At 69.2% G+C, this 1,861-nt stretch carries 2 protein-coding genes; both read right to left on the bottom strand.

Features of this window, described 5'->3' with window-relative positions; all coding sequences use genetic code 11:
* On the bottom strand, positions 1–1,131 hold a 1,131-nt coding region (gene crtI / locus QN345_RS18535; RefSeq protein WP_323509056.1), incomplete at its 3' end, for a phytoene desaturase family protein.
* On the bottom strand, positions 1,128–1,861 hold a 734-nt coding region (locus QN345_RS18540), incomplete at its 5' end, for a phytoene/squalene synthase family protein (RefSeq protein ID WP_323509057.1). The genes QN345_RS18540 and crtI, both read right to left, overlap by 4 nt.

The raw sequence follows: 1,861 nt of genomic DNA on the forward strand, positions 1-1,861 counted from the left end.
GACGTAGAACGACGCCGGTGAGGCGACGCTCGGCGTCTTCCCGAAGATGCGGCCGAAGTTCTCACCCCAGTCCCGGGTGAACAGGAGGGTGTGATGCTGCAGTTTCGGCAGCTGGCCGCTCACGCCGAGCAGAACGAGCACGGCGCCGGGCCCGGATACCCGGCGCTGCCACCAGGACTCCGGGTAGCTTTGCAACGGCTCGGGAAGAAGCTCGGTCTCGGTGTGGTGCAGGTCGGCGGCCGAGACCACCCGGTCGGCGGCGAGCCGAACGGTGGTCCCTGCCCTGTCGACGTAGCTGACCCCGGTGACGGATGCTCGAAGTCGCTTCGACACGCCAGGCCGCGTTCCCGGTGTGGTGGTGATGGCGGTGACTCTCGCGCCCGTGATCACTTCGACGCCCTCTGCCCTGGCGAGGTCGGCGATGCTGTCGATCAGGCGGGTGAAGCCGCCCTGCGGGTAGAGCACGCCGTCGGCAAGGTCGAGATGACTCATCAGGTGGTACATCGACGGGGTCTGGTCGGGGGAGGAACCGAGGAAGACGGCCGGATAGCCGAGGACCTGGCGCAGTCGCGGGTCGCGGACGTAGCCGGCGACGAACGTGTCGAGCGGCTGCAGGAGCAGCCGGGCGAGCCGGGGGAGGCGGGTCAGGACGTCCCGTACGAGCAGCGGCCGGAACGACTGGAAGCTCGTGTAGAGGAACCTGGACACGGCCATCCGGTAGGTGTCCTCCGCGGAGTCCAGATAGCGGTCGAGCGCGGCACCCGCTCCTGGCTCGAGGCTTTCGAACAGGGCTATATTGTCGGCGCGTTCGGCGCGGATGTCGATCGGGTCCGGGTCGTCCTCGAAGAAGACCCGGTAGCCGGGGTCGAGACGGCGCAGCTCGAGCTGCTCGGCAGAGCTCGTGCCGAACAGGCGGAAGAAGTGGTCGAAGACGCCGGGCATCAGGTACCAGGACGGTCCGGTCTCGAACCGGAACCCCTGTTCCGTCCACGATCCTGCGCGGCCACCGAGGGTGTCGTTGGTTTCGAGCAGGGTCACCCGGTGCCCGTCACGGGCGAGCAGGGCCGCACTGGCGAGGCCGGCGATCCCGCCGCCGATCACGATCGTGCGGTTTCCATTCGAAGGGGTCATTTCTTCCACGCTCCAGGGCCGAGGGCTGCGCCGAGGGCGATCATCAGTTTTTCCGGGTCGGGTACCCGCACCCGGGTGTTCAGCAGGGATCGGGCGGGCGTTCCGCGGAGTTTGACCGCGAGGCTCGCGAAGAGGCCGTGCGCTGCGGCAACCGCACGCCGACTCCCGCGGGGGAGCAGGGGCAGCGCGCGCGCCGCGGCGTCGAGGTCCGCGTCCATGTCGTCGAGGAGGAAGTCCTTCTCCTCGTCGGTCATGGTGAGCAGGTTCACTCCCGGGAAGTAGTTGCGTCCGAGATCGTCCCGGTCGGCGGCGATGTCCCGCAGGAAGTTGACCTTCTGGAAGGCCGCTCCGAGGCTGCGGGCGCCGGCCGTGAGCGTCGCCAGTTCGGTCTCCGTGCGTTCGGACTCGTGCAGGAACGAGCGCAGGCACATCAGCCCGACGACCTCCGCCGAGCCGTAGATGTAGTCGGCGATGCCGGCGGCGTCGAAGGGGGCCGGGTCGAGGTCGCGTCGCATCGACGCGAAGAACGGCGCCGTGAGCCGGGCGTCGATGCCGGTCGCCCGCGCGGTGTCCGCGAAGGCGTGCACGATGAGGTTGGTGCTGAAGCCGGTCTCGATCGCCCTCAGGGTCTCGTCCTCGAGCCCGTCGAGAGCCGCACGCTGGGCCGCGTCCGGGAGACCGGCCTGGCTGGCCGCGCCGTCGACGATTTCGTCCGCGATCCGCACAAGTG

It is taken from the genome of Cryobacterium sp. 10I1 (assembly GCF_035019805.1).
In the GTDB taxonomy this organism is placed as follows: domain Bacteria; phylum Actinomycetota; class Actinomycetes; order Actinomycetales; family Microbacteriaceae; genus Cryobacterium; species Cryobacterium glucosi.